We start from the raw sequence: 24,118 nt of genomic DNA, 5'->3' as shown, positions 1-24,118 counted from the left end.
GCGCCGTCCCGGTGCTGCATGCGGCGGCAGGGTGGAAAAAGTAGTCATGAGCTAGCCGGGGCTTCAGTAGCGGATGCGCGGATCGAGCCACGCATAGGCGAGGTCGACGAGCAGGTTGAACAGCACGGCGCATACGGTGGTCAGCACGACCAGACCGAGCACGAGCGTGTAGTCGCGATTCACCGCGCCGTTCACGACCAGTTGCCCGATGCCGGGCAGCGCGAACACGGATTCCGTCACCACCGCCGCCGTGATCGACGAAATGCACACGGGGCCGAGCAACGAAACCACTGGCATCAACGCGGGCCGCAGCGCGTGGCGCAGCACGATCGTGTGTGCGGGCAGGCCCTTGGCGCGCGCAGTGCGAATGAAGTTGCCCGCAAGCACTTCGATCAGACTGCCGCGCATCACCCGCGCAATCGAGGCCATATTGATGATGACGAGCAGCGCGACGGGCAGCACGCGATGCGTCCAGTCGCCTTCGCCCCAGCCGCCGGCGGGCAGCCAGCCCGCGCCTGCGCGGGTCTTGAGCGTCACCGCAAACACCAGCACCAGAACGGGGCCAAGCACGAAAGGCGGCACCACATTGCCGAGATTGCCGAGCAGCATCACGGCATGATCGAGCAGACTGTTGCGGCGCACGGCAGCCAGCGCGCCGAGCGCCACGCCGCACAGCACCGCCAGCGGAATCGCCACGCCGCCAATCCCGAGACTCACGGGCAGCGCCTTTTTCACGAGTTCGTTGACGGACCAGTCGGCGTAGCGGAACGAACTGCCCAGATCGCCCTGCAGCAGCGCACCCAGATAGCGCAGATACTGCTGCCACAAAGGCTCGTTCAGGTGATAGCGCGCGTTGAGGTTGGCGAGCGCGGCGGGCGACAGCGCTCGTTCGGTGTCGAACGGACCGCCTGGCGTCAGGTGCAGCAGCAGGAAGCAGGCGGTCACGACGGCGAGCACGGTGGGCACGGCCCAGAGCACACGGCGCAGGGTATAGGCGAACATGTCAGTGCTTGATGATGTACATGTCCTGCGAAGCGCGCTGATCGATATTGTTCGTGGGCGTATAGCCGCCCACGTACGATTTCACGAGTCGCGCACCCGAGTATTGATAAAGCGGCAACAGCGGCGTGTCGCGCATCGCCAGCGCGAACGCTTGCGTGAGCGTGGCGTTGCGCTGTGCGTCATCGGCTTGACGGTTGGCTTCGGCAACCTGATCGTCCACTTTCGGATTGCAGGAACGCTGGTCGTTTTGCGGGCTGCCGCATTGGATCAGCGCGAAGAACGTCATTGCGTCGTTGTAATCGGCATACCAGCCGTCGCGCGCGATCTGATACGCGCCGTCGTGACGCTGCTTGAGCAGCACCTTGAATTCGATATTCTCGATCTTTGCGTTGACGCCGAGTTTCGTGCGCCATTCGCTCAACGCGAACAATGCGGTCTTTTTATAGAGTTCGTTGGTGTTGTAGGTCAGCGTGAAAGCAAGTGGTTTGGTGTCCGAATAACCCGCCGATTTCAACAGGCCGCGCGCGGTTTCCACGCGTTTGCTCATCGGCCAGGCTGCCCATTCCGGCGTGAACGGCTGCGCGCCCTTCGTGCCTTCGACAATCAGCCCGTAAGCGGGCTTTTCGCCGTTCTGCGTGATTTTCGCGGTCAGCAGATCGCGATCGAGCACCATCGAAAGCGCCTGGCGAACGCGCACATCGCGCAGTGCGGGATCGGTATTGTTGAGTGCGTAATACACCGTGCCGATCTGCAGGCTGGGCCGCAATTCCGCGCCGAATTGCTTGACGAGTTGCGGATACTGCCCCGACGGCAATTGATACGTCATGTCGATCTGGCCGGACTGGAACATCCGCATGGCGGTTTCGTCGCTTTCGATCGGGATCCATGTGACCTTGGTGATCGGCACATGCGCGTTGTTCCAGTAATGCGGATTGCGCACCAGCACGATGCGGTCGTTCGGGCGCCAGTCGGCGAGCATGTAGGGACCGTTGCTCACCAGATTGCCGGGACGCGTCCACGTTGCGCCGTATTTCGCAACCGTTGCGCGATCCACGGGCGCGAGCGAGGAATTGGCCATGAGTTCGGTGAAGAAGGGCGTGGGCGCTTCGGTTTTGACTTCGAGCGTGTACGGGTCGATTGCGCGCACGCCCAGGTTCGAAACGGGCTGCTTGCCCGCGATCACGGCCTTGGCGTTCTTGAGAAATTCAACCGTAACGGTATAGGGCGAAGCCGTTTTGGGATCGGCCACGCGCTGCCATGCGTAGACGAAATCGCCTGCTGTGACAGGATGGCCATCGCTCCACTTCGCGTCGCGGCGCAGTGTGAAAACCCAGGTGTCGGGCGCGCTGCGCGTCCAGGAGGCGGCGACGCCGGGCGTGACTTTGCCTGCGGCGTCAATACGCGTGAGACCTTCAAAGATATCGAGGCCGACGAGATTTGCATTGGTCGATTCGATACGCGCAGGATCGAGCGATTCGATTTCCGCCTGAATTTGACGCGTGATTTCCTGCTTCGGCGCGAGTTGTGTGCCTGCCGGAATGGCGACGGCTTGCGCAGGCACTGCCTGGATCGCAATCAACGCAGCGAGACCGCTCGCCTCGATCAAGCGTGTGGATCTCCATTTTCCGAAACGAGTCGCGAAGGTTTTCATGTGGTCTCCTGATTAAATAATTTTCCGATCGCTGCTTTAAGCGACCGCTGGAATTAGCCCGATCTGGCGAACGGGGGCGATTATTGGAATCGCTTCCAGAGCTTGTCAATCAGGGGAGTGGAGCCGATGAAATCGGACTTGTCTGATGGCGACGCGTGCTGCGGATAAGGCGTAAAAATCGTGCCCGCGCCTAAGCCGTTGATATTGAATTCTTTATTTTCGAGCGCGCGAGCGCGATGGCAGACGGCGCGCGAAAAGCGCTATCACAGCGCGTGGCGTAAGGTTTCGCGCTGTGAATAAGGTTTGCGTTTCATCAAACGCGGAACCCGTCGGTCTCTATGCGGAATTCGCGAATAGCCGCCGCTCAAGCGGGCGTCGTCGTCTTGCGGCTGGCGCGTTTGCGCGCCGGCGCCGGGCGTGATTCCGCAGCAACCGGCAGACACGCGCGCACGATGGTTTCCACCAGCGCCTGCAATTCTTCGTGCCGCTCGGTGATCGACACATCGAACAGTTCGAACACGCCCGCACCGCGCAAGGTCGCGAACACCGAAGTCGCGAAACCCTTGGGATAGGGATGATGCGCGCGCAATTCGGGAAACGCCTCGACGAACATCGTGAAGTAGCGCGCGTCTTCCACGGTGCGCTTGGTTTCGATGCGATCGAAGATCGACGGTGTGCCTTTGCAGCCGAAAAACAGGCTCCACGCGGTCACATAGCTTGTCGCGCCGTAGATGTGCGCCCAGGACTGCTCGACGAAAAATTGCGCGCGCTCGCGCAGCGGCAGGGCGGGATCGGGCCAGACATTGCCCGCGCCATCGCGGCCGCCCAGCGGCGCAAGGGCTTCGTCGACGAGCCGTTCCATCAGCGCGTCGCGGCTTTCGAAATGATGCTGGAGCGCGCCCATCGACACCTGCGCGCCGCGTGCGATGGCCTGCAGTGTGGCGCTCTTGAAGCCTTCTTCGCGCAACAGCCGCTGGGCCGATTCGATGATCTTGCGTTGCGTGGCTTCGATGCGTTCGGCCTGCGGCACGCGTGTGCCGGCGCGGCGCGAGGGCGAGGTTTTGGGCTTGGCGTGGGCGGTCATAGGGCAACCATCATAAAGCCTTCCGGCAGCGGGCAAGCCCGCCTGGCGCTAACTTTAACAATAATAAATTATTGTTGTTGTATAGTCTGGGCTGCGATGGCGCGTCCGCATGAGCGATCTCGCCGTCAATCCTCATACTTTCCGGATTCGCCATGCCCCGCCTGATCACGCGCCTGCCCGCCGACGACCGCACCAACGGCTGGAGCGCCTTGTTGCCCCAACGCACGCCGCGCCCGCCGCTGGAAGGCGAGCATACGTTCGACTGGGTGATCGTCGGCTCGGGTTATGCGGGCATCGCGGCTGCGCGTCGGCTGGCCGAACTGCGTCCCGACGATGCGATCGCGCTGCTCGACAGCGGTGCGGTGGGCGAGAACGCCTCGGGGCGCAATTCCGGCTTCGCGATCGACTTGCCGCACGTGCCCGGCGATTCGGCGGCGTCGATGGAGCAGGGCCGCCGCGCCACCCGCGTGAACCGTTTCGTGATGGCCGATCTGGAGCAGCAGATCGCGGCGCACGGCATCGATTGCGGCTGGGAGCGGCGCGGGCGCTATCACGCGGCCGTGACCGAAGGCGTGGCGGCGAGCGCGCTCGACACCTACGCGGCCAACCTCGATGCCTGGGGCGAACCGTACGAAATGCTCGCGCGCGATGCGCTCAGCGCGCGTCTGGGCACGCGCTATTACCACTCGGCCGTCTACACGCCGGGCACCTGCCTGATGAATCCCGCCGCGCTCGTGCGCGGTCTGGCCGACAGCCTGCCGTCGCAAGTCGCGCGCTTCGAGCATTCGGCCGTCATCGAAATCGAAACGAATGGCGCGGCGCCGTATGTGCGCACCGAACGCGGGCGCATCCGCTACGGCAAGCTGATTCTGGCGGTCAATCCGTTCGCGCAGTCGTTTGGCGTGTTCCGAAGCCGTCAGATTCCGATGCTGCTGTTCGCGAGCCTCACGCAGCCGCTCACGCCCGCGCAGCAGGCAAAGCTTGGCGCGGACCCAAGCTGGGGCATCACGCCCGCGCACGGCGTGGCGGGATCGACGCTGCGTCTCACGCCGGACAAGCGTCTGCTGATCCGCCAGGGCTTCGAGTATTCGCCTTCGCTGCGCACCAACGACGAACGCCGCCGCGCCGCGCGCGCCCAGCATGCGCAACTGCTCGCGGGCCGCTTCGGCCATCTGGGCGAACTGACGATCGAGCATTTCTGGATGGGCTGGCTCGGCATCTCGCACAACCATGCGCCGGCATTCGGCGAGGTCGGCAGGAACGTTTATGCGGCGGCCTGCTGCAACGGCTCGGGCATCGTGCGGCACACCGCTGCGGGGCGCCTGATCGCGGAACATGCGCTGGGCGTGCAGAGCGAACTCGCCGAAGACTTCCTGATTGAAGGCACGGCGAGCTATATCCCGCCGCGTCCGCTGCGCGATATCGGCGTGCGCTGGAGTTTGATGCGCGAGCGCGCATCGGGCCGGCAAGAGGTGTAAGCGGGGTTCAATCGTCGCGCGGCAGCACGAGTTCGGCGTCGAGGCCCGCGATGCGGCCGTTTTCCACACGATTCACCAGCGTGAGCGTGCCGCCATGCGCGGCGGCCACGCTGCGCGCGATCGTCAGGCCCAGACCCGTGCCGCTGCCTGTTTGCGCGCCGCTTGCAGAAGCGATGCGGAAATAAGGCTCGAATACGCGTTCGAGCAGCGCGGCATCGGCGATACCGGGGCCGTTGTCGCTCACGCTCACGCGCACCAGGCTGCCGTCGTCGCGCACGGTGATGTGCGCCGCGCCGCCATAGTGGATCGCGTTATCGACGAGGTTCTGCAAACAGCGCTTGAGATTGCGCGCAAAGCCCTTCACCGGCGCACGCGTGTTGCCCGTGACGCTGGCTTCGTGGCCCGCTTCGCGCGCGTCTTCAACGAGGCCTTCGAGCATCGAATCGAGATCGATCTTCTGGCGCGCCTCGGTAATCTCCACGCCCTGCACGACGTCGAGCGTCGCGCGCACCATCGCTTCCATATCGTCGAGATCGCCGCGCAGACGCTCGCGCCAGCTGGCGTCGGGCAGCATTTCGGCGCGTAGACGCAGCCGCGTGAGCGGCGAGCGCAAGTCGTGCGAGACGGCGGCGAGAAAGCGCGAACGCTCGGTGAAATTGTCGATCAGTTGCTGCTGCATCGCGTTGAAGGACTGCGCCGCGCTGCGCACTTCCTGCGGGCCGGTTTCGGGCAGCGGCGCGCGATGGATGTTGCGGCCCAGCGCTTCGGCGGCGCGCGTGAGTTGACGCAAGGGCGCGAGCGCGAAGCGCACCGCGACGAACGCAATCGCACAGACGGCCGCAAAACGCAGCAGATAAATCCGCAACAGATAGTCGAAAACGAGTTCGCCGCGCTCGGAATGCATGCCCGCCTGGCCTTCGGCCGAATGCACGTCGAGCCAGCCTTGCCCCGGAACGTTCAGGAGTACGTGGAAGTTGCCGGTGGGCATGCGCGAGTCGAACAGACTCAGGATGCCGCGATGGCGGCCGCTGTCGTCGCGTAGTTGCGCATCGAGCAGGCGCACATCGACGGGCTCGGCAAGCCGTTTTTCGATCACGCCCGAAATCAGCCCGCTCGTCGCGCGCAAGGTGAGCGAGTGCGGCGTGTCGGGCGAGGCCGGCGGCGGGCTGACCATCCAGCGCAGCGTGTAACGCGCGTCGCTCAGTTCGTCGAGGATGGTGTCGCGCGTGGCGGCGTCGGGGGCGTGCTGGAGCAGGCGCACGGTATCGGCGAGACGGCTCGCGAACAGGCGCGCGGGAATTTCCAGCGTGCGGTTGTCGTGCGTGTCGAACCAGATCGTGCTGGTGAGCAACTGACCCGCGAACAGGCCCGCCGCGAGGATCAGCACGAGACGGCCGAACAGCGTGTCGGGCCAGAAGAGGCGCCGCACGGGCGCGATCAAGCGGGTAAGCACGCGCGGCATCGTCACGCTTCGTGGTCGACGTCGGCGACGAGCATATAGCCTTCGTTGCGCACGGTGCGGATCAGCGCGGCATTGCGCGCCGAATCCTTGAGGTGATGGCGCAACCGGCTCACGCAGACGTCGATGGAGCGGTCGAGCGGCGTGTGGCCTTTATCGAAGACCTGATCGAGCAGATATTCGCGCGACAGCGGCCGGTTCGGGTGATCGAGCAGGGTGCGCAGCGTGCGGTAGTCCGAGCCGCCGAGCGAGACCACCACGCCTTCGGGCGACAGCATCTGCTTCATGCGCGTGTCCAGACGCCAGCCCGCGAAGCTGACGAAGGCGCTGGCATCCGCATGACGGCCGCGCGGGCCGGTGCCGGTGGCGTTCGCCGCTTCCGGCACCGCGCGCGTGCGCCGCAGCACCACCTTGATCTTGGCGACCAGTTCGCGCGGATCGAAGGGCTTGGGCAGATAGTCGTCGGCGCCCATTTCGAGGCCGAGGATGCGGTCGAGCAGGCCGCCGCGCGCGGAAAGCATGATGATCGGCACGGCGTTTTCGCGGCGCAGTTCGCGCGTGAGGTCGAGGCCGTCTTCGCCGTCGAGCATCAGGTCGAGCACGATCAGGTCGATCGGCGACTGACGCAGTTCCGCCTGGCGCAGCGCCTGTTTCATCTGCGCGCCGTTGCTGGCGGCGCTCGCCTCGTAGCCCATGTCGCGCAGATAGTCGCGCAAAAGCTGGCGGATATTGGGGTCGTCGTCGACGACGAGGATGTGGTCCATCGTAGGTTGTTCTCTGCTGCTCCGGCCCTGCCAACACATTCCATTACAAAAGGGCCGCTTCTCAACACATTGCCATTACATCGCGCCGCTAAAGTGTCGGCTGCAAATAGCAATCGTTCTCATTTATGAATTCTATCATGTCGATGGGTCGTTTTTCTTCGCACCTGACGCGTGCCGCCGCTGTGGCTGGCGCGTTCGCTTTCGCCGCCGCTGCTTCGGTTTCCGCCCACGCTGAAACTCCGGGCGCGCCGCATGTTGCCACGTCGGCCGCTGCCGCAACAAGTGCGCCGGCCGCGCCGCTGACGGTCACCGACCTCGCGGGCCGCACCGTCAAGATTCCCGCCAACCCGCACCGTATCCTGCTGGGCGAAAGCCGTCTGTTGTCCGCCGTGGCGCTGCTCGAAGGGCAAAAGCCGCTCGCGCGCATCGTCGGCTGGCAAGGCGATCTGCCGACGATGGACCCGCAGACCTACGACGCCTACGCGCGCAAATTCCCCGAAATCCGCACGATTCCGCTGATCGGCAAGGCCACCGAAGACAGCATCAGCGACGAAAAAGCGCTGGCGCTCAAGCCCGATGTGGCGATCTTCAGCGTGGCCGGTCACGGCCCGAGCCGCTACAACGCGCTCGTGAAGCAACTCGAAGCGACCGGCACGACGGTGGTGTTCATCGACTTCCGCGTGCATCCGATGCAGAACACGTTGCCGAGCATCAAGCTGCTGGGCGAAGTGCTGCATCGCGAGCCGCAGGCGAACGCGTACATCCAGTTCTATCAGCAGCATCTGGCGGCGGTCGAAAACGTCGTCAAGACGATTCCTGAAAACCAGCGTCCGAAGGTGTTCGTCGACATGCTGGCGGGTGTGTGGGACGCAGGCTGCTGCCACACTGCGGGCAAGGGCAACTTCGGCGAATTCGTCGATGCGGCGGGCGGGCGCAATATCGCCGCCGGTCTGCTGCCGGGCGTGCTCGGCGACATCAGCATGGAGCAGTTGATCGCTTCGCAACCGGATGTGTATATCGCCACCGGCAGCCGCACCAAGCCGGGTCTCGCCTCGCTGCGCGTGGGCGCGCTGACGAGCGAACACGATGCGCAGGCGAGCCTCGCGCAACTGGTCGAGCGTCCGGGCTTCGACACCATCAAGGCGATTCACGATGGCCGCGTGCATGGCATCTCGCACAACTACTACGACTCGCCGTACAACATCGTGGCGATCGAGGCGTTCGCGAAGTGGTTCTATCCGCAGCAGTTCAAGTCGCTGAACGTGCAGGCGACCCAGGACGAGCTGGATCGACGCTTCCTCGCCGTGCCGGATAGCGGCACCGAATGGGTCGACTCGCCGCTGCCGCAGCCGGCGCAGAAAGAGGCCGCGCGATGAACGATGTGCGCATGCCGGCCGGGTCCGGCTGGCGTGCAGGCGAGGCGCAGGCGTCGCTGGCCGGCGCCGGCGATGAGCAGGCGCAGGAGCAGATGCGCGCCTACGCGCGTCTCACGCGCCGCCGCGCGCTGCTGCTCGTGGCGGTGGCCTTGCTGATCGCGCTCTCGCTGCTGTTCGACGCGAGTTCGGGCCCGTCGGGCCTGCCGCTCGCGACGCTGCTGCACACGCTGTTCGACCGCGCGCACGCCGATCCCGCCAATGTGGTGATCGTCTGGCAGATCCGCCTGCCGTATGCGGTGATGGCGCTGGCGGTGGGCGCGTCGCTCGGCCTGTCGGGCGCGGAGATGCAGACCATCCTCAACAATCCGCTGGCGAGCCCGTACACGCTGGGCGTGTCGGCGGCGGCGGCGTTCGGGGCGTCGCTTGCGATCGTGCTCGATCTGGCGATTCCGGGCGTGGCGCAGACGTGGGTGGTCTCGGCCAATGCGTTCGTGTTCGCGTTTGCATCGGCCTTGACGCTCGATCTGGTCGCGCGCTGGCGCGGCATGAGCACGGCCGGCGTGGTGCTGATGGGCATCGCGCTGGTGTTCTCGTTTCACGCGCTGGTCGAGCTGATGCAGTTCATCGCCTCCGCCGACGCGCTGCAGGGCCTCGTGTTCTGGACGCTCGGTTCGCTCGCGCGCGCCGACTGGACCAAGATCGGCGTGCTCGTGGCGGCGCTGGCGATTGCCTTGCCGCTGTCGATGCGCAACGCGTGGGCGCTCACGGCGCTGCGTCTGGGCGAAGACCGCGCGGCGAGCTTCGGCATCGATATCAAGCGCCTGCGTCTGACCACGCTGCTGCGCGTGGCGGTGCTCTCGGCGCTGGCGGTGTCGTTTGTCGGCACCATCGGTTTTGTCGGGCTGATCGCGCCGCATCTCGCGCGTGCGCTGTTCGGCGAGGATCACCGCTTCTATCTGCCGGGCAGCCTGTTGCTGGGCGCGCTGATGCTGTCGCTGGCGTCGATCGCTTCGAAGCTGATCGTGCCGGGCGTGCTGATTCCGGTGGGCATCGTCACGGCGCTGGTGGGGATTCCGCTGTTTCTGGCGATCGTGGTGCGTTCGCAGGGGGCATCGCAATGAGTTTGCCCAAACCCGGTCTGGCGATTCACGATCTGGGCGTGCGTTACGGCCGCCGCGAAGTGCTGCGCGGTCTGAGTGCAGGACCGTTGCCGCGCGGCGAAATCACCGCGCTGCTCGGGCCGAACGGCAGCGGCAAGTCCACGCTGCTGCGCACGCTCGCGGGCCTCGCGAAGCCCAGCGCGGGTTCGCTCACGCTCGACGGCGCGCCGCTGGCGCTGGGCGTGGCGAGCGCGCGTTCGCATAGCGTCGTGTATCTGCCGCAAGCCTTGCCTGCGGGCGTGCGTTTGCAGGTGCTCGAATCGGTGCTGGTGGCGGCGCGCGCCGGGCGCGATCCGGCGCTGCGGGGGCAGGCGAGCGGAAATCAGCTTGCCGCGGCCCACGCCGCGCTCGAACGTCTCGACATCGGCGCGCTGGCGAATCGCTCGCTCGACGAACTCTCGGGCGGCCAGCGTCAGCTCGTGGGCATCGCCCAGGCGCTGGTGCGCGAGCCGCAAGTGCTGCTGCTCGACGAACCGCTTTCCGCGCTCGACCTCAATCACCAGTATCACGTGATGGCCGTGCTGCGCGAGATCACGCGCGAGCGCGGCATCGCCACCGTGGTCGTGCTGCACGACATCAACGCAGCCATGCGCGCGTGCGATCGCGCCATGCTGCTGCACGACGGGCGCATTGCGCACTTCGGCATCCCCGCCGAAGTCGTGACGCCCGCCAGCCTCGCCGAGGTATTCGGAGTCCGCGCGCGCATCGAGCCATGCTCGCGCGGCTTCCATCAGGTTCTGATCGACGGTCTCGCCGATCGGAAGGGCCCAGCCAGCCGCCAGTAGCGCGTCCCAGCCACGCCCGTCATTCCGTCACGCACCGGTTCGCGCCGGGAACACGACGCCGCGCCTCGCGCGCAGCGCCGTGCGCCCGCGCGCGCCCGCGTGACGCCAAAACAACTCGAAATCAGACGAAACAAGCAGGGAACCATGAAGAAGACTTTCCTGGTCGCCGCGTGCGCGGCCGCATGGGCGTGCGGCGCGCATGCGCAGAACAGCGTGACGCTGTACGGCATCATCGACGCCGGCCTCTCCTTCAACAGTAATTCCGGCGGCGCAAAAGCGTGGCAGGCCGGCAGCGGCAACGTAACGGGCAGCCACTGGGGCTTGATCGGCCGCGAAGATCTGGGCGGTGGCACCGCGGCGATCTTCCAGCTCGAAAACGGCTTTTCGGTGATGAACGGCACCTTGCGCCAGGGCGGACGCCTGTTCGGCTTCCAGTCGTGGGTCGGTCTGACCAACCAGCAGTACGGCACGCTGACGTTCGGCCGCCAGTACGACTCGGTGGTCGACTATCTCGCGCCGCTGAGCTTCACGGGACGCCACCCGGGCGGCAATAACCTGAGCGCGCATCCATACGACAACGACAACCTCAACAACTCGTTCCGCGTCAACAACGCGGTCAAGTTCGCGAGCACGAACTACGCGGGGCTCAAGTTCGGCGCGCTCTACGGCCTCTCGAACGAAGCCGGCGGCTTCGACGACAACCGCGTGTACAGCATGGGCGCATCGTACGAAACTGGGCCGCTGATTTTCGGCGCCGGTTATCTGCAGGCGAATAACGGCGGCAGCAGCAACACCAGCGGCGCGATCACGCTCACCGAGCGCACCTTCATCGCTTCGCAGCAGCGCGTCTACGGCGCGGGCGTGAACTGGCTGGCGGGCAAGGCGCGCTTCGGCCTCGTGTGGACGCGCACGCAGCTGGGCGGCCTCGACACGATCAACGGCGCGAACAGCCTCGGCCTCACGCAGAACGGCCAGGGCGCGAGCTTCTCGAACTACGAGGCGAACGTGGCGTATCACTTCACGCCGTCGTTCAGCGTGACGGGCGAATACACCTACACCCAGGGCGCGCTGTCGACGTCGACCGGCGAGCATCATCCGCAATGGCATGAAGTGTCGGTGCAGGCCGATTACTTCCTCTCGAAGCGCACCGACGTCTACACGCAGGTGAGCTGGCAGCATATTTCCGCCGATGGCTCGGGCCTGACCGCGGACGTGAGCGGCCAGTCGGTGGCCTCGGGCGATCAGCAGACCGTCGTGGGCGTGGGCTTGCGGCACCGTTTCTAAGTGCGCCCGCGTCTGGTGCGCCGTCTCGCTGCGGTGCACCAGACGCTGACACGAAGGCACACGAATGGTGGGGCGCATGCGCGAGCATGCGCCCCGTCTTTTTGTCTCGACGAAAACGGGGCCGACTGCGCGAGCCCTGTATTTCAAGGCCTTGCAGCCAATTTCCGCCCACGCCGATTACGAATGGCATACCTATTGCTTATAGAGCAGCGAGGCCAATGACGGCCTCGACGAATTAACGTCGTCACGCTTTCGGGCGGGACGATCGAACCTGGCGAAGCGGGGCAACGGCGTCCCGAAGCGTGTTTCCCACATGGAGCGGATGGCTTCATGCGGAAGCGCTTCGGGACGCTTTTTCGTTTGTGGGCTGCATCGATGCAAAAGGGCGGCCGCGCCGGTTCGAATCAAGGTTTGCCGAATAAATCGGAGTGCGAAGTTAAACGGAAGGGAAGCGCGAGCGGTATCCGCGTATTCGATCCATTACCTGGGGAGTGCCTCGTGAAAGACCTTTTGAGTTCGCTGAAGAGCGGCAACTGGCGCGCGCTGCTGGCGTGTTTCCTGTATTTCGACACTGGCTTCACGGTCTGGGTGATGTTCGGCCCGCTCGCGCCGTTCATCCAGAAGGACATCCACATGTCGCCAGCCGAACTCGGCCTGCTCGTCGCCGTGCCGGTGCTGGGCGCGGCGATTCTGCGCGTGACGCTCGGCAATCTCTATCAGGCCTGCGACGGCCGCAAGGTCGCGCTGATGGGCATCGCGCTTTCGGCGATTCCGGCGGTCGTGCTGCTGCTGATGCCGGGCGCACCGTCCTACACGCTGCTGCTCGTGCTGGGCGTGTTGCTGGGCGTGGGCGGCGCAAGCTTCGCGGTGGCGCTGCCGATGGCGGGCAGCAACTATCCGCCGAAGGTGCAAGGTCTGGTGCTGGGCCTCGCGGCGGCCGGCAATATCGGTGCGGTGCTCGACGGCTTCCTGTTTCCGGGGCTCGCCAATAGTTACGGCTGGGCGCGTGCCACCGCTGCAGCCTTGCCGCTGCTCGGCATCGCGGCGGTGGCCGTGAGTTTCTGGGCACGCGATCTCGGCCAGAAGTCGGGCAGCGCGCCGAAGGCCTTGCGCGCATTCTTCATCACGCTGGCCGGGCTGATCGCGCTGGTGCTGGCCGTGCATGCGGGCGTGTTCGGCGCGGGCAAGACCGGCGTGCTGCTGCTGCCGGTGATGGGCGCGCTGCTGGCGATCGCGGTGCTGCCGCGTCATTATCGCGGCGTGCTGGCGGAAGGCGATACGTGGGTCGTCATGCTGGTGTACAGCATTACGTTCGGCGGTTTTGTCGGCATGTCTTCGTATGTGACGACGCTGCTGGTGTCGCTTTATCAGGTGCCCAAGCTCGAAGCGGGCGTGATCATGTCGCTGCTGGCGCTCACGGGAGCGATGGTGCGTCCGATTGGCGGTCTGGTCGCCGATCGTATTTCGGGTGTGCGTGCGCTGGTGCTGCTGCTGGCCGCGATCTCGCTGTGCGACTTTGCGTTCGCGGCGTGGATGCCGCCGTTCGCCGCCGGTATCGCGCTGCTCGCGCTGACGTATGTGTGCTTCGGTCTGGGTAACGGCGCGACGTTCCAGCTGGTGCCGCGCCGCTGGCAAGGGCGCACGGGCCTGATGTCGGGCATCGTGGGTGCGGCGGGCGGCATCGGCGGTTTCTATCTGCCGGTGATCATGGGGATTGCGAAGGAAAGCACGGGCAGCTATCAGATGGGTTTTGCCACCTTTGGCGTGCTGGCGGCCGTGGCGTTCGGCCTCGTGGTGGTGCATCGCACGCGCTGGCTGGAATGGGCGCTGCCGCAGGAAGCGCTGATGCCCCAGCCGGTGTTGCAGCCCGCGGTTCAGCCGATCTCGCAGGCAGTGGAAGCGGGGCGCTGAATCGATTCGGATGACTCTCGTGCGCGCGCGTACTGCAGCGCGCACGAGCTTTGCCGACGATTTATTTCAACGCCTGAACGGCCGCAAGATTGCCGATGAAATCGTATTGACCGCTGTGCACCACGCCCGGCCACGCGCAGCCATACACCTCGCCGCCATGCTTGCGCACGAGATTGCAGAAGTAAAAATCCTCGCCGAGCATGCGGCCATCGATCACGCGCTGCGAAAAGAATTCGTAGATGGGAAAGTCCGCTGCGCCATCGGGCATGGCGCGCGGCACGCCGGCATCCACGAGACGTTGCAGGCAGTCGCGCGCGATCAACATGATGCCGGTGCCGGTTTCCGCGACCGGCATGGGCGCTTGCAGCGCCGCCGCCGGTGTATCGGCTTCGTGCAAAAAGGTCTGCATGCCGCCATATTGGCCGGCCACCTGCGGTAACGTCGAAGGATCGATATCGGGATGCGCGAGCACGGCGCGCTTGACCTGCGCCCAGTCGATTTCCTTGCGCGGATACATGGCCGCGACCACGTCGTAAGCGTGCCAGTCGAGCATGCGCATGATGTCGGGGACGTCGAAACCCATATCGTCGTCGACGAACAGCATGTGGCTCAGCGAAGTCTTGTGCAGAAAGAAACTCGCGAGCAGATTGCGCGCGCGATCGACGAGACTCTGGTTCGGTAACGTCAGCAATTCGACCGGCACGCCGCGCGCGATGCAGGCGCTCTGCAGCCCCCAGACGCTGCGCACATAAGCGGTGGAGAAAAGCCCGCGATGCGATGGCGTGGCGACGGCGACTGAGAATGAGACTGAGGCTGGGACTGAGGCTGAAATTCGGCTAGACATGCTCGTCTCCAGAAAAGCGGCGATTATGAAATCGTTGCGACAGACACATTGGCCGGACGGCTTGATTCCTTGATGTGCGACAGATTTCGCCCATCCAGGTGCGATCGCGCCCCATTCCGACTTCGTGATTTTTCAAGATCGACTATGCTTGTTACGGTCTGGCCGCGCCAGCCCATTCCTTTGTAAACCGAATGAATTTCGGCCGCCTCAACGGTGCGCCAGTCAAGTTTCCTCACTTGGGCAATGTCCTCTATGCAGTGGTTCGAGCGCGCGTTGGATGACCACCGGGCGGGGCGGCTCGACGAGGCCGCGCTCGGATATCGGCGTGTGCTCGAGCATGAGCCGCACCATGCCGATGCCCTGTATCTGCTCGGACTGATCGAATTCAAACGCGGCAAGGCTGACAGTGCCGCGCAATGGATTCGACAGGCCATCGACATCCATCCCTCGCCGATGTTTCTGGGCAGCCTCGGCAACGTTCTCTCGGCGATGGACGATGCCGCCGGAGCCGAAGCAGCCTATCGCCGGGTCATCGAACTGAACCCGGATGATGTCGATGCAAACCTCAAGCTCGGCGTGCTGCTCACGAATGCGCGCCGCTGGGACGAGGGTGAAGCGCTGCTGCGGCATGCGCTTGCGCTCGACCCGGCGCGCGCCGGGTCGTATCGGCATCTCGGCAGATCGCTGGTTCTGCAGCGCCGTTTTGCCGAGGCAGAACCGCTGATTCGCAGAGCTATCGAATTGAGACCTGACGACGCCCGCACGCACGCGGGTCTGGCCGCCGCGCTCGTCAGTCAGGGCCGTGACGACGAGGCGCAGCGCGCCTGCACGACGGCGCTCGCAATCGATCCGCAGTGCGTGGATGCGCTTGTGAATCAGGGACTCATACAGTTGAACGCCTCGCGCTTGTCCGAAGCGGAGCATGCGTTGCGCGCGGCGCTCGAAGTGGACGCGGGCCACGCGATTGCACAATTCAATCTGAGCGCTGTTCTGCTCAAAGAGGGGCGCTATGAGGAAGGCTGGCGTCTCTACGAGGCGCGTCTGGCGCCTGACGTGCGCGTGGATCAGCCCCTCGACGGCAACCGGAGCGAATGGCACGGCGAGCCGCTGCAAGGAAAGTCGATCGTCGTGCTTTGCGAACAGGGATTCGGCGATATGTTGCAGTTCTGCCGTTATCTCCCCATGTTGTGGCGGCTTGGGCCCGCCAGACTGACGATCGTGTGCCCGGCGTCCTTGACGCGGCTGCTGGAAACGATGGACGGCGCGCCATCGTGGGTGCTCACGAGCGATCGGCACGATGCGGTCGATCACGACTTCTGGTGCGCGCTGATGAGCCTGCCGTTGCGATTCGGCACGACACTGCAGTCGATTCCTGCTGCAAGCCCTTATCTGAAGGCACCGGAAGCCGCGCTGAGGCGATGGCGAGCGTGGTTGCCGTCCGGCGGTTTCAAGGTGGGCCTGGTCTGGGCAGGCGATTCCCGCATCAGACAGGCGGATGCCCGCATCGTGGATCGACGCCGATCGCTGCATGCCCATGACTTCGCGCCCTTGCTGAAGGTTGCGGGCGCAACGTTTGTCAGTCTGCAACTGGGCCGCCTGTCGCGGCCGCAAATCGAGGCGATCGATCCGCAATGGCGTCCGCTGGACCCGATGGGCGAGGTGGCCGATTTCGCGGATACGGCCGCCATCGTCCAGTGTCTCGATCTGGTGATCGCGGTGGATACGTCGACGGCCCATCTGGCCGGTGCGCTGAACTGCCCGGTCTGGATACTGTCGCGATTCGACGGCTGCTGGCGCTGGCTCGAACATCGCGACGACTCGCCGTGGTATCCGTCGGCGCGTCTTTTCCGGCAGCGCAGCGCGGGCGACTGGACGGAAGTTGTCGAGCGGGTGACGCAGGCGCTGCACGAGCGTCTGGCCAGCGGCGCGTAGATTCACCCACGCGCGTGCTGTGACGTTCGCGCGCTACGCCCCCATCAAGGTCAGCCCGGCCGGCAGCGCTTCGCCGAACACGCGCCCGGTATCGGCGGTATCGAGTTCCACGACCTCGCGCACCATCTCGATCCACGTATGCGGCGCGTTCGCGTTTTCCAGCCGCTTCACCACGGTCTCGCGCAATGCCGGCGCGATATCGCGCGAGCGGTCGCCGGTCATGCGCGCGATCTGCGCGGCGGCGAACATCGCCGGTTCGACCTTCTTCCAGTCGAGCGCGAGTATCGCTTCGAGCCATTGCTGCGCGACTTCCGGCGGCACCACGCCGTGCGTGCTGCCATAGAACGGCAGACGCGCGCCGATGCGCCCCATCGCCCACCAGCTTTGATGATTCTCCGACGCCTTTTGCAGGCGCTCCAGCAGTTGCGTGCCGATCTCGATCTTGCTGGCCGCATCGATCTGTTCGAGCGAGGCGTAGAGCCGCACCATATCCGCGTGACCGAGCTTCGACGGATCGAAGGGCAGTTTGTGCTGTTTCGCGCTGGCCGCTTCCTCGAGCCAGCGCATCGCTTCCATCACCTGCGCCTGCGCCTCGCCGTTCAGGCCGCCTGCCGCGCGGCGCCAGAGCGTCCACCACTCGGACCAGACCTGGCTGTCGTTGAGATGCTGGATGCCATCGTCGAACAAGGTCCATAGCTGCTCGACGCGCCATTCGTCGAGCGGATAACCAAAGCCCGGCCGCACGCAATAACCGGCGAGATTGAGCCACAGCCGCTCGTGATCGGCCGAACGCCGCCGCCGCCCGGCACGGTCCCAGAGCGCGCCGAACAGTTCGCGCAGCAGCGGGCTGTCCCAATTCTGGCGCGCGCCGAGCGTGTGTTCGAGCTGCGCGCGCAGACGCTTCACTTCCTTCGGATCGACCTTGGTGGACTTCGGGCCGAACACGCGATCGATCAACGCGATGGCTTCGTCGAGCGCGGGATGACGCACGCGCGCGCCCGCGTCGGGGCGCGCATGTTCGTCGCGGCGCAACTGGAATTCGAGCAGCCAGTGCTGCGCGGGATCGTCGGTGGCGATGCAGCGCACCTCCAGCGTGCCGACTTCGGTCAGTTGCGCGGTGAGTCTGACGGGGCGCTCGCGGCCGTTCTTGTCGTTTTTGTCACCGGCGACCACGGTGGCGAGCGGCGGCAGGCGCACGAAATCGCTGCCTTGCGCGCCGCCAATATCGACGATTTCACCGGCTTTCCAGGGCGTATCGGCGACCGTCGAGACCAGGTGGAACTGCACCGGATGACCGAGCCGCAAGCCGAAGGTGCGTTCGTCGAGCCGAACTTCGTGGCCTTCCTCGGTGCCGCGCGGCAGCAGGCAGATGCCGCGTTGCTGCGCGTCGCCGCTGGCGTTTTCGTTATGGCCTTCTTCGAGCACGAGGAAATAACTGCGCGGCGAGCCGCCGCCGATGCGCGGTGCGCGGCCTTGACGCGCGAGCGCGAAGGCCACGGCGCCGCGCGCGACGGCAACGTCCGGGTGATCGTTTTGCAGGACCGTGAGCGGCGCGTCGCGCCACGCGCCGAGCGTATCGCGCAGACGCGCGGACAGCGCGGGCGCGTTGAATACGCCGCCGTTGAGCAGCAGCGTGTCGGGCACGGGGAGCGCTTCGCCGCTTGAATGCGCGGCCTCGCCGGTCGCCAGCGCCTCGCGCGACTGCGCCGCAAAGCGTTGCAGAAAGGCCGCGATATGACGCGTGATGCCCGGATCGGAGGCGTACGGCAAACCGAATTCGACGATGGCGGCGCGCGAGCGGCGCGGCAGATCGTTGGCACTGCCAGCGGGGAAAAAGCCGTCGACGACGATGCGTGCGGCTTCCTCGCGCGTGAGTTGCGTGGTGCGCGCGCCGCCGATCAGCTTCGAGCCCGCGCCGAGCAGCGTCACGCCCACGGCTTCGGGCGCCTGTGCGTCGAGCAGTTGCTCCTTCGCGACGCGGCAGCGCTCGACCAGTTGCGACAGGCTCGCGGCGGACAGTCTGCCCGGTTGATCCTGCGTGCCCGCCAGCCGGCTTTCGGCCAGATGCGCGAGCGCGAGGTCCATGTTGTCGCCGCCGAGCATCAGATGATTGCCGACGCCGATGCGTGTCAGACGCGGCTCGCCGCGATCGTCGATCTCGACCTTGATGAGCGTGAGGTCGGTCGTGCCGCCGCCCACGTCGCACACGAGCACGAGGCGCGTGCGCGCGAGTTCGGCCTGCAGCGAATCGCGATGATGAAACAGCCAGTCGTAGAACGCCGCCTGCGGCTCTTCGAGCAGACGCAGCCTGGGCAACTGCGCGCGGCGCGCGGCTTCGAGCGTGAGTGCGCGCGCGCCGTCGTCGAACGAAGCGGGCACGGTGAGCACCACGTCCTGCTGTTCGAGCGGCGCATGCGGAAAGCGATGGTTCCACGCGGCGCGCACATGCGCGAGATAGCTCGCGCTGGCGTCCACGGGCGAAATCTTGCCGACGTCGTCGGGCGCGCCCCAGGGCAGGATCGGCGCGAGCCGGTCCACCGAGGCATGCGAGAGCCAGCTTTTGGCGCTGGCAACCAGTCGACCCGGCACCTGCGCGCCCAGCGTGCGCGCGAGACGGCCGACCACGGATGCGGCGGCTTGATCGACGTGATCGACGTGATCGGCGTGTTGAGGCGCGGGCCACGGCAACTGCAAGGCGCCCGCCGGCAACTCGCCCGGCGCCGGGTGATAGCGCGCCGACGGCAGCAGCGGCTGCGCGCCGACTTCGCCGGGCGCAGTGAGCTGCTCGATATCGAACACGCGGATGTCGTCGCCGCCGGCTTGCGCGTAGGCCACGACCGTATTGCTCGTCCCCAGGTCGATGCCGACGACGTATGGCTTCATCGCGCTCAAATGCTGACTCGCTTGGCGAAGGGAAGGGCGCCGCCCGGTCGAACCGTGCGGCGGCGCCCGAATGGACAGGCGCCAAATGCGCCCGGTGCGACAGACGACGCGTTAAGCGCTCGCGCCGCCGCGCACGTCGAACTCGACCTTCCAGCGCTCATGGCTGCCGGACGGCACGGCTTCGAGCTCCAGCGTGCCCGCTTCCGTCACGCGCGCGTGCAGCTTGACCGGGACGATTTCGCCGGGCGTGCGGCCTTCGGTGGGCAGCGTGGCCTGGATTTCTTCGAGTTCCTGCAGTTCTTCGGCCGACCAGTAATCGAGCATCGTGCCGACCTGATCCTGACGGCGCACCGACGAACCGAAGAAGCGGAAATGCACCGGCTCGCCCACCACCAGGCCGAATTCCTGCGCGGGCAGCGGCGCGTCCGTGCCTTCTTCCATGCCGAACGGCGCGACGCACAGCGCCGACACCGGCGGCTCCAGACCCGGCACCGCAGGCATGGCCGATTCCACCGCCACGTAGTACGCACGCGCCGTACCGCCGCGAATGCGCACGCCCTTGCCTTGCTTCACATAGCCGTAATAGGCCGCGCCACGCGCGACCGCGAGGTCGAGATCCGCGCCGCCCAGCAGTCGTGCGGCGGGCGCGCCTTCGGCCGCCAGCCAGCCGTTGACGATGTCGAGCACGCGGCCCGCCAGCAGTTCCGACTTGAACACGCCGCCATTGAACAGCACGGCCGTGGGGTGCAGGAAGCTTGCGCCTTCAGGCGGTGCGCCGAAACCTTCGACTTCCGCGAGCGCGGCGACCTGACGGCCGAGGAAGGCTGCGAGATGGCGCGTGACGCCCGCGTCCTGCGCGTAGGGCAGGCCGAGTTGCGTCAGACCGGCGCGGGTGCGCACGGCCGGACGCGCGGCCGCATCCACCTGCGGGAAAAAGCCTTCGAGGATGATCTGCGTGAGTTCCGCGCGCGTGAGTTCGGTGCGGATCGAACCGCCGATCAGCTTCGAGCCGCGGCTGGGCACCACGAGCGGCACCGTGTCCACGCTGGAATCGCTCAGCAGCGTTTCCTTGGCCGAACGGCACGCATAGGTGAGCGCGCGCAGTTGCCACGGATCGGCCTGGGTGCCTTGCGCCGCGAGCTTGCGCGCGACCACGTGGGCCAGCGCCAGATCCATGTTGTCGCCGCCGAGCAGGATGTGCTCGCCCACGGCCACGCGATGCAGTTCGAGATTGCCTTCGCGCTCGACCACGGCGATCAGCGAAAGGTCGGTCGTGCCGCCGCCCACGTCCACCACGAGGATGATGTCGCCGACCTTCACGTCCTTGCGCCAGCCGCCGCCGCTCTTCTGAATCCAGCTATAGAGCGCCGCCTGCGGTTCTTCCAGCAGCGTCATGCGCGTGTAGCCCGCCGCCTGCGCGGCTTCGGCGGTCAACTCGCGCGCGGCCGGGTCGAACGAGGCCGGGATCGTCACGGTTACGTCCTGGTCGCGCAGCGGTGCGTCCGGGTGCGCCTGGTCCCACGCTTCGCGCAGGTGCGTCAGGTAGCGAATCGACGCTTCGAGCGGCGAGACGCGCGCCACTTCGGGCGGTGCGTCGTTCGGCAGGATGGCCGCGCGGCGATCGACGCCCGGGTGGCAGAGCCAGCTTTTCGCGCTCGACACGAGACGGATCGGCGTGCCCGCGCCACGGCTGCGCGCCATTTCGCCCACGGCGTACTCGCGCGAGGCGGTCCACGGCAGCGTCAGGTCGCCCGGCGTCAGCTCGCCTGCATTGGGCAGATAGAGGAACGAGGGCAGCAGTTCCGGCGATTCGATCGCGCCGGGCGCGGTCAGTTGCGTGACGGGCAGCACGCCCTGCACGGCCTTCTCGCCGTCACTGCCGGCGAGATCGACATAAGAGAGGGCGCAATGCGTGGTGCCCAGATCGACGCCGATGGAATAACGGGCTTCGCTCACAGTTCCACCTCGGCCGGTGCGAGAACCTTGGCGTCGTGCGACTTGACGAGCTTGGGCAGTTTCACGTCTTCGACGCGCCAGCCGCGGTGGCTGATCGTACCGTTGAAGGGCGCTGCGCCCACCACATTGCCGGTCAGACGGATGGCCGTGGCGTCGAAGCCTTCGGCGATGGTCACGCGGCTGCCTTCGGCTTCCGTGCGCACCGGGCGGATCGTGAAGTGCTCGCGCAGCGTGGCGCGGCAGCCTTCGTGAACGAGGCGCGCGGCCGCGCCGATGTCGGCGTCCGCGTAGCCTGCGATGTCTTCCTCGACGAAATCGACGAAGCGCGCGTTGCGCTGGAGCAGGCCGAGCAGTTGCAGCGCCGATTGCGGGCTGGCTTCTTCGATGGTGCTTGCTGCGGGCGCCGGGGCGACCGGCGCGGCAACGGGAGCCGGTGCGGGTGCAACGGGTGCAACAGGCGCAGCAGCGGGCGCAACCGCAGCGGCGGCGAACGTTTCGCCATTGCGCAGGCGGCGCACGTCGGCGGCCAGTTCGGCATTGCCGAGAATGGCGAAAAACGATCCGAAGGCCAGCGAAACGCGGCCCGCGAATGAAATTTTGGGTTCGGTCATCAAAACAACTCCATGAGGCTCACGCGCGGTTAATCCGGAAAAAGCGCCGAAAGGAGCGCCGGAAAAAACGCCGGGTCAGCCCGGGTCAACGGTCCGGCCGGCCGCGCGTCGAGGCCCGGATGATACGTCCTCGGGCGGCGTCTGCTAAGGGCTTAGGCGCAACCGGCGGGAAAAAGAGGAGCCGGCACGGGCTCGAAAACCCGTATTTTGCCTTGTTGTGAGCGCGAGACGGGCAAATTGGCCGTTCGGCAGAGGGATTCGGGCCCGAAAACCCGCCAGTTGGGCGCGCAATGGGTGCGCCTCGGGCGCGATGAGGGAGAAAACAGCCGCAATCATCAACAAGCGGCGCACCGGCCAGTCCGCAGAGCGACTGGCCGGCGCGCCTTCAAACGTCTACTTCGGCACCGCCTCAGGCATCGTCGCGATGGGTGTCGGTTTTGGCGTCGTCGCGGCTTTCGTCCTTGTGGAACACGCGCTTGGTCGCGCGTTTGGTGGCGTCGTAGCCTTCGCGCGAGGCGTGCGCGATGCCGTGGCCCACCGTTTTTGCCGCATGTGCGGTCGCATGGCCGAAGTCGCGCGCGGCCTCGCCGGTCTTGTGGGCGGCTTCCTTCGAATCGTGCTTGATGTCTTCCTTCACTTCATGCAGATCGGCGTGCGCCGCCGAGCTGACGAGGCCGAGCAGCAGCGCGGCGAAAACGATCGAACGGTTTTTCATGATGATGCTCCCTTGGTGATGGCTTCGGCGCCGCTGCCGGGCAGCCGCGCCGAAGCGTCCAGCATCACGGCGGCGCGGCCCGAAAGCAGCAGTTGGGCGCCGCAGCGCACCGTGAAGGCGTAGAGGACGGTGTTGGCATCGCCGCTCAGACGATCGGCTTCGATCGCGAGCGGCGCGGTGAAAGTGTCGAGGCGCGCGACGTGGGCTTCCACGCCGCGCACGCTGGCCAGAAAGCCTACGCGCGGCACGGCGCCGTCCGGGCCATTGGCGCCGACCAGTGCGCCGTGCACGGCCATCGCCTGCGCTGCGTATTCGATACCGCAGGCCGCAGCGAGCCGCCCGCGCGAGCGCAGCGGATTGTGCGGATCGTGATGGCTCGTGGCCGTACAGCGGATATGCAGGTCGTCCCAGGCATTGACGCCGTCGAGCAGACACATCGTCCCGCTGTGCGGAATGTGCGCCTCGATCCACGCGCGGTCGAGCGGCGCGGCGTGCAACAGGTCGTGCGGCACGGCGGCGGTCATGGCGCGGGCTCCGCGTGATGCGTCTGCGCCGCGCCCGGGTGCGGAAAACTCACGTCGATACGCACGCGCGTTTCCGGCAGGTAGTCGATCACCACGCTCGCCGGGCGTTGCGCCGCGATTGCTTCGAGCAGCGGCAGCACGCGCGCCGCCGGGTTATCGACGCGTAACGCCTCCAGTTCCGGCGAGGCGAGCCTGGTGGCCGGTGCGTCGGTGATTTGCGCTTCGATGTGCGCGAGGCCCGGCGTTGGCGCGCCGCCTGCGTTCAGCGGCGCGAACACCAGCGCCACGCCGAATGCGTCGGCGATCGGGCGTTCCGTGTGCAGCGGTTCGGGGTAATCGGCGTCGTAGGCGATCAAGAGGCTCGGGACGCCGTCCACGGCCACCTGGCAGAGGCTTTCCAGCAAACCCGCGCCGAAGCTGCCGTCGTGCGCGCACAGCACGTTCGAGGCGGCCTGCGCGCGCGCCGCGATGCTCCAGTAGCCCGCCGGCGCGTTGTGCACGGAATTATGAAAGCGCGTGGGCGAAAGCTGGCGGTCGTCGCCCGCGAGCGTGTCGCAGATCGCGTGGCAGTTCTGGCCGTCGCCGCCCGAAGCTGCGAACACGGCGGTGAGCGTGGTGGCGTCGCGCCCGCTCGCGGTGACGGCTTCGTGGCCGACGGCCAGCGCCGTGCGCACGACCGGCCCGGTGCGGCGGCGCTCG

At 66.2% G+C, this 24,118-nt stretch carries 19 protein-coding genes; 7 read left to right on the top strand and 12 right to left on the bottom strand.

The window, feature by feature from the left end; all coding sequences use genetic code 11:
• Positions 1-63 precede the first annotated feature (63 nt).
• From G3N59_RS27030 to G3N59_RS27020, 3 genes are all read right to left on the bottom strand, one after another.
• On the bottom strand, positions 64-1,002 hold the full coding sequence (locus G3N59_RS27030) for an ABC transporter permease subunit (protein WP_205985885.1): 939 nt from the start codon (positions 1,000-1,002) through the stop codon (positions 64-66).
• 1 nt (position 1,003) lies between these two features.
• The gene (locus G3N59_RS27025; protein WP_241024268.1) at positions 1,004-2,581 is read right to left on the bottom strand and encodes a peptide ABC transporter substrate-binding protein; all 1,578 of its coding nucleotides are present in this window, start codon (positions 2,579-2,581) and stop codon (positions 1,004-1,006) included.
• Between the two features lie 436 nt (positions 2,582-3,017).
• A complete protein-coding gene (locus tag G3N59_RS27020; RefSeq protein ID WP_205985883.1) occupies positions 3,018-3,737 on the bottom strand; it encodes a TetR/AcrR family transcriptional regulator in 720 nt (239 codons plus the stop codon).
• A gap of 152 nt (positions 3,738-3,889) precedes the next feature.
• Between G3N59_RS27020 and G3N59_RS27015 the strand changes: the two genes are divergently transcribed.
• On the top strand, positions 3,890-5,215 hold the full coding sequence (locus G3N59_RS27015) for an FAD-binding oxidoreductase (RefSeq protein ID WP_205985882.1): 1,326 nt from the start codon (positions 3,890-3,892) through the stop codon (positions 5,213-5,215).
• 7 nt (positions 5,216-5,222) lie between these two features.
• Here the strand turns inward: G3N59_RS27015 and G3N59_RS27010 are convergent, their stop codons facing one another.
• Both G3N59_RS27010 and G3N59_RS27005 read right to left on the bottom strand, forming a co-directional pair.
• Positions 5,223-6,668 carry an ATP-binding protein gene (locus tag G3N59_RS27010; RefSeq protein WP_346777940.1) on the bottom strand — a complete coding sequence of 482 codons (1,446 nt, stop codon included), beginning with the start codon at positions 6,666-6,668 and terminating at the stop codon, positions 5,223-5,225.
• Positions 6,669-6,679: 11 nt separating this feature from the next.
• Positions 6,680-7,438 (bottom strand): response regulator transcription factor, encoded by a 759-nt coding sequence (locus tag G3N59_RS27005; protein WP_205985880.1) that lies wholly within the window; start codon positions 7,436-7,438, stop codon positions 6,680-6,682.
• 137 nt (positions 7,439-7,575) lie between these two features.
• Between G3N59_RS27005 and G3N59_RS27000 the strand changes: the two genes are divergently transcribed.
• From G3N59_RS27000 to G3N59_RS26980, 5 genes are all read left to right on the top strand, one after another.
• Positions 7,576-8,814 (top strand): ABC transporter substrate-binding protein, encoded by a 1,239-nt coding sequence (locus G3N59_RS27000; protein WP_241024214.1) that lies wholly within the window; start codon positions 7,576-7,578, stop codon positions 8,812-8,814.
• Positions 8,815-8,906: 92 nt separating this feature from the next.
• Positions 8,907-9,935 (top strand): iron ABC transporter permease, encoded by a 1,029-nt coding sequence (locus G3N59_RS26995; protein WP_205985944.1) that lies wholly within the window; start codon positions 8,907-8,909, stop codon positions 9,933-9,935.
• Positions 9,932-10,759 carry an ABC transporter ATP-binding protein gene (locus G3N59_RS26990; protein ID WP_205985879.1) on the top strand — a complete coding sequence of 276 codons (828 nt, stop codon included), beginning with the start codon at positions 9,932-9,934 and terminating at the stop codon, positions 10,757-10,759. Before G3N59_RS26995 ends, G3N59_RS26990 begins: the two co-directional genes overlap by 4 nt.
• A 144-nt stretch (positions 10,760-10,903) precedes the next feature.
• Positions 10,904-12,043, top strand: a complete 1,140-nt coding sequence (locus G3N59_RS26985; RefSeq protein ID WP_205985878.1) for a porin — start codon at positions 10,904-10,906, stop codon at positions 12,041-12,043.
• A 498-nt stretch (positions 12,044-12,541) separates the two neighbouring features.
• Entirely contained in the window at positions 12,542-13,954 is a 1,413-nt protein-coding gene (locus G3N59_RS26980) for an MFS transporter (protein WP_205985877.1), read from the top strand.
• A 61-nt stretch (positions 13,955-14,015) separates the two neighbouring features.
• Here G3N59_RS26980 and G3N59_RS26975 read toward each other — a convergent pair whose 3' ends face one another.
• On the bottom strand, positions 14,016-14,798 hold the full coding sequence (locus tag G3N59_RS26975; protein ID WP_241024206.1) for a hypothetical protein: 783 nt from the start codon (positions 14,796-14,798) through the stop codon (positions 14,016-14,018).
• A gap of 273 nt (positions 14,799-15,071) precedes the next feature.
• Here G3N59_RS26975 and G3N59_RS26970 point away from each other — a divergent pair, with 273 nt between their 5' ends.
• Entirely contained in the window at positions 15,072-16,730 is a 1,659-nt protein-coding gene (locus G3N59_RS26970; RefSeq protein ID WP_205985876.1) for a tetratricopeptide repeat protein, read from the top strand.
• 33 nt (positions 16,731-16,763) lie between these two features.
• Here G3N59_RS26970 and G3N59_RS26965 read toward each other — a convergent pair whose 3' ends face one another.
• From G3N59_RS26965 to G3N59_RS26940, 6 genes are all read right to left on the bottom strand, one after another.
• A complete protein-coding gene (locus G3N59_RS26965; protein WP_205985875.1) occupies positions 16,764-19,613 on the bottom strand; it encodes an Hsp70 family protein in 2,850 nt (949 codons plus the stop codon).
• Positions 19,614-19,724: 111 nt separating this feature from the next.
• On the bottom strand, positions 19,725-21,569 hold the full coding sequence (locus G3N59_RS26960; RefSeq protein ID WP_205985874.1) for an Hsp70 family protein: 1,845 nt from the start codon (positions 21,567-21,569) through the stop codon (positions 19,725-19,727).
• On the bottom strand, positions 21,566-22,180 hold the full coding sequence (locus G3N59_RS26955) for a DUF2760 domain-containing protein (RefSeq protein ID WP_205985873.1): 615 nt from the start codon (positions 22,178-22,180) through the stop codon (positions 21,566-21,568). The genes G3N59_RS26960 and G3N59_RS26955 overlap by 4 nt, the downstream gene beginning before the upstream one ends.
• Before the next feature lie 409 nt (positions 22,181-22,589).
• Positions 22,590-22,895, bottom strand: a complete 306-nt coding sequence (locus G3N59_RS26950; protein ID WP_205985872.1) for a hypothetical protein — start codon at positions 22,893-22,895, stop codon at positions 22,590-22,592.
• Positions 22,892-23,419, bottom strand: coding sequence for a hotdog family protein (locus G3N59_RS26945; RefSeq protein WP_205985871.1), 528 nt, complete (start codon positions 23,417-23,419; stop codon positions 22,892-22,894). Before G3N59_RS26945 ends, G3N59_RS26950 begins: the two co-directional genes overlap by 4 nt.
• On the bottom strand, positions 23,416-24,118 hold a 703-nt coding region (locus G3N59_RS26940; RefSeq protein ID WP_205985870.1), incomplete at its 5' end, for a beta-ketoacyl synthase chain length factor. The genes G3N59_RS26945 and G3N59_RS26940, both read right to left, overlap by 4 nt.

The organism is Paraburkholderia sp. Ac-20340 (assembly GCF_017104965.1).
In the GTDB taxonomy this organism is placed as follows: Bacteria; Pseudomonadota; Gammaproteobacteria; order Burkholderiales; family Burkholderiaceae; genus Paraburkholderia.
The sequence above is the reverse complement of the archived record's forward strand: the minus strand, read 5'-3'. Positions and strand labels throughout refer to the sequence as shown.

Excerpts from the sequence above, each read along its gene's own strand:
- G3N59_RS27030 (WP_205985885.1), bottom strand. The coding sequence starts at position 1,002 with ATGTTCGCCTATACCCTGCGCCGTGTGCTCTGGGCCGTGCCCACCGTG.
- G3N59_RS27020 (WP_205985883.1), bottom strand. The coding sequence starts at position 3,737 with ATGACCGCCCACGCCAAGCCCAAAACCTCGCCCTCGCGCCGCGCCGGC.
- G3N59_RS27015 (WP_205985882.1), top strand. The coding sequence starts at position 3,890 with ATGCCCCGCCTGATCACGCGCCTGCCCGCCGACGACCGCACCAACGGC.
- G3N59_RS27005 (WP_205985880.1), bottom strand. The coding sequence starts at position 7,438 with ATGGACCACATCCTCGTCGTCGACGACGACCCCAATATCCGCCAGCTT.
- G3N59_RS27000 (WP_241024214.1), top strand. The coding sequence starts at position 7,576 with ATGTCGATGGGTCGTTTTTCTTCGCACCTGACGCGTGCCGCCGCTGTG.
- G3N59_RS26995 (WP_205985944.1), top strand. The coding sequence starts at position 8,907 with ATGCGCGCCTACGCGCGTCTCACGCGCCGCCGCGCGCTGCTGCTCGTG.
- G3N59_RS26990 (WP_205985879.1), top strand. The coding sequence starts at position 9,932 with ATGAGTTTGCCCAAACCCGGTCTGGCGATTCACGATCTGGGCGTGCGT.
- G3N59_RS26985 (WP_205985878.1), top strand. The coding sequence starts at position 10,904 with ATGAAGAAGACTTTCCTGGTCGCCGCGTGCGCGGCCGCATGGGCGTGC.
- G3N59_RS26975 (WP_241024206.1), bottom strand. The coding sequence starts at position 14,798 with ATGTCTAGCCGAATTTCAGCCTCAGTCCCAGCCTCAGTCTCATTCTCA.
- G3N59_RS26965 (WP_205985875.1), bottom strand. The coding sequence starts at position 19,613 with ATGAAGCCATACGTCGTCGGCATCGACCTGGGGACGAGCAATACGGTC.
- G3N59_RS26955 (WP_205985873.1), bottom strand. The coding sequence starts at position 22,180 with ATGACCGAACCCAAAATTTCATTCGCGGGCCGCGTTTCGCTGGCCTTC.
- G3N59_RS26950 (WP_205985872.1), bottom strand. The coding sequence starts at position 22,895 with ATGAAAAACCGTTCGATCGTTTTCGCCGCGCTGCTGCTCGGCCTCGTC.
- G3N59_RS26945 (WP_205985871.1), bottom strand. The coding sequence starts at position 23,419 with ATGACCGCCGCCGTGCCGCACGACCTGTTGCACGCCGCGCCGCTCGAC.